A 3,614-nucleotide genomic window follows, 5' to 3' on the forward strand; every position below is an offset into this window, starting at 1 on the left:
ACTTCAGGTCGTTGATCATGACCGAGTCCCACAGACCGCGAGCCTTCAGGTCGCGAACCAGGTACGGGTTGATCACGGTGAATTCGCCCGACAGGTTCGATTTCACGTACAGGTTCTGGTAGGTCGGCTCGATCGACTGCGAAACGCCAGTGATGTTGGCGATGGTCGCGGTCGGTGCGATGGCCATGATGTTCGAGTTACGGATGCCTTTCTGTACACGGGCGCGAACCGGTGCCCAGTCGAGGGTTTCCTTCAGGTCGACGTCGATGTACTTCTCGCCGCGCTGCTCGATCAGGATCTGTTGCGAATCCAGCGGCAGGATGCCCTTGGACCACAGCGAGCCGTTGAACGTCTCGTAGGCGCCGCGCTCGTCGGCCAAGTCGCAGGAAGCCTGAATCGCGTAGTAGCTGACCGCTTCCATCGACTTGTCGGCGAACTCGACGGCGGCGTCGGAGCCGTAGGCGATGTGCTGCAGGTACAGAGCGTCCTGGAAGCCCATGATGCCCAGACCGACCGGACGGTGGCGGAAGTTGGAGTTCTTCGCTTGCGGCACCGAGTAGTAGTTGATGTCGATCACGTTATCGAGCATGCGCACGGCGGTGTTCACGGTGCGTTGCAGCTTGGCGGTATCGAGGTTGCCGTCGACGATGTGGTTCGGCAGGTTGATCGAGCCCAGGTTGCAAACGGCGATTTCGTCCTTGTTGGTGTTCAAGGTGATCTCGGTGCACAGGTTCGAGCTGTGGACCACGCCGACGTGCTGCTGCGGGCTGCGCAGGTTGCACGGGTCTTTGAAAGTCAGCCATGGGTGGCCGGTTTCGAAGAGCATGGACAGCATCTTGCGCCACAGGTCTTTGGCCTGGATGGTCTTGAACAGCTTGACCTTGCCCGGGTACTCGGTCAGCGCTTCGTAGTACTCGTAGCGCTCTTCGAAGGCCTTACCGGTCAGGTCGTGCAGGTCCGGTACTTCGGATGGCGAGAACAGGGTCCACTTGCCGTCATCGAAGACACGCTTCATGAACAGGTCAGGGATCCAGTTGGCGGTGTTCATGTCGTGGGTACGACGACGATCGTCACCGGTGTTCTTGCGCAGCTCGATGAACTCTTCGATGTCCATGTGCCAGGTTTCCAGGTAGGCACACACAGCGCCTTTGCGCTTGCCACCCTGGTTCACGGCCACAGCGGTGTCGTTCACTACTTTGAGGAACGGCACCACGCCTTGCGACTTGCCGTTGGTGCCCTTGATGTACGAACCCAGCGCACGCACCGGCGTCCAGTCGTTGCCCAGGCCGCCGGCAAATTTCGACAGCATGGCGTTGTCGTGGATCGCGTGATAGATGCCCGACAGGTCATCCGGCACGGTGGTCAGGTAGCAGCTCGACAGCTGTGGACGCAGGGTACCGGCGTTGAACAGGGTCGGGGTCGAAGCCATGTAGTCGAACGAGGACAGCAGGTTGTAGAACTCGATCGCACGATCTTCTTTCTGCTTCTCTTCGATCGCAAGGCCCATGGCCACGCGCATGAAGAAGATCTGCGGCAGTTCGAAACGCACGCCATCCTTGTGGATGAAGTAGCGGTCGTACAGGGTCTGCAGGCCCAGGTAGGTGAATTGCTGATCGCGCTCGTGATTGATCGCCTTGCCCAGTTTTTCCAGGTCGAAGGTAGCCAGCACAGGGTTCAGCAGTTCGAACTCGATACCTTTGGCGATGTAGGCCGGCAGGGCCTTGGCGTACAGGTCGGCCATTTCGTGATGGGTGGCGCTTTCGGCGACTTCGAGGAAGTTCAGGCCTTCGGCACGCAGGGTGTCCATCAGCAGGCGGGCGGTGACGAATGAGTAGTTCGGCTCGCGCTCGACCAGGGTACGGGCGGTCATCACCAGGGCGGTGTTGACGTCGGTCAGGGCCACGCCGTCGTACAGGTTCTTCAGGGTTTCGCGCTGGATCAGGTCGCCGTCGACTTCTTCCAGGCCTTCGCAGGCTTCGGTAACGATGGTGTTCAGGCGGCCCATGTCCAGCGGCGCGAGGCTGCCGTCGGCGCGGGTGATGCGGATCGACGGGTGCGCGTTGACTGCTGCTTCGGCAGGAGCGTGCGCTGCGCGCTCTTTCGAACGGCCGTCACGGTAGATCACGTAGTCGCGTGCAACTTTCTGCTCACCGGCACGCATCAGGGCCAGTTCGACCTGGTCCTGGATTTCTTCGATGTGGATGGTGCCGCCCGATGGCATGCGACGCTTGAAGGTCGCGGTGACCTGTTCGGTCAGGCGCGCAACGGTGTCGTGGATTCGCGACGAGGCGGCAGCGGTGCCGCCTTCAACTGCGAGGAACGCTTTGGTGATAGCGACGGTGATCTTGTCATCGGTGTAAGGAACGACAGTGCCATTACGCTTGATCACGCGCAGCTGGCCAGGCGCGGTGGCTGCCAGATCCGAAGTCGAATCGGCGGCCTGCGGCAAGGTGCCCTGCGGGTTCTCGCGAGTTGTGTCGGTTTGCATGGGGGGTGGTCTCCACATTCTCTATGTTTGTTTGGCACCGTCATGGTGCTCACCGTTCTGTACCGAAGCACTGCAACCGACGGGCGTCGGCATTACAAACTTCGGAACAGTAGGAAAAAGGCTGCAACGCCGCATCCTTGCCGAAGTTTTGGTTACGAGCCGAAGCTCGCCACCGGATTCCTTCGCGGGTGGCAGTCATGACTGCAACACCCATACCGTTTTGTCCGTTTCGGACCAAATAAAACGGTGCCATCCGCCAGTGCGGTTTGGGCTTGAAAAAACTCGCTTGTTCTACCGGAAACTGGCCATAAAGCACTTGAGTTTCAGGTCTGAAATGTGGTTGGGCGTTTTAGGTGAAAACCCTATATGTAGGGTCTCTGTTTTCGCCGTGCTACAAGATAATGCGTTTCAGGGGGGGATTGCAACGTACTACCTGTGGATAAGCCTGTGCGTAATTTGTGTAAGAAACAGGGAAAACGCGTGTAGGCCGCGAACCTGCTGAGCCAGACCGTTTGTCACTGTTTTTTTGCCTGGAAAAACGCTTCAGCGGTTTTTTAAGGGCGCGAACCCTATCACAGAATTCCGCCTTGTCCGAACGCATTTACCGACTTGTTTTCCGCGTGACCGGCGTTTATACAATCGCTGGGTGCATGGACATTTTTATCCTCCTGAAACATGACAGATGATCGGGAGGTATACGCAGGATTGTGGGAGTGAGCCTGCTCGCGAATCGGTTGACCACTGAGCATTCAGGTTGGAGCAACAGACGCTTTCGCGAGCAGGCTCGCTCCCACAGGTTTTGTCCGTGTCAGGCGATTGTCTTTCTTCTTTTAATAAAAACAGCAAGCAGAGGTCACCGGTGGAGCAACAAACCTGGCAGGTATTGATCGTCGAGGATGACCAGCGACTGGCCGAGCTCACCCGCGATTACCTGCAAGCCAATGGCCTGCGCGTGGAGATCGAAGGCAACGGTGCGCTGGCGGCGGCGCGGATCATCAAGGAGCAGCCGGATCTGGTGATCCTCGACCTGATGCTGCCCGGCGAGGATGGCCTGAGCATCTGCCGCAAGGTGCGCAGCCAGTACGACGGGCCGATCCTGATGCTCACCGCGCGCACCGATGACGCT

The 3,614-nt window shown here is 58.7% G+C and carries 2 protein-coding genes; one reads left to right on the forward strand and one right to left on the reverse strand.

Annotation, left to right across the window (positions count from 1 at the left end):
- Positions 1-2,488 (reverse strand): ribonucleoside-diphosphate reductase subunit alpha (locus OQK_RS18085; protein ID WP_016773617.1); only part of this gene is annotated, 2,488 nt, incomplete at its 3' end.
- A gap of 859 nt (positions 2,489-3,347) precedes the next feature.
- Here OQK_RS18085 and OQK_RS18090 point away from each other — a divergent pair.
- The coding region (locus OQK_RS18090) for a response regulator (RefSeq protein ID WP_016773618.1) at positions 3,348-3,614 on the forward strand (267 nt) is incomplete at its 3' end.

Origin of the sequence: Pseudomonas sp. R62 (genome assembly GCF_000257605.1) — a bacterium.
Taxonomy (GTDB): Bacteria; Pseudomonadota; Gammaproteobacteria; order Pseudomonadales; family Pseudomonadaceae; genus Aquipseudomonas; species Aquipseudomonas atacamensis.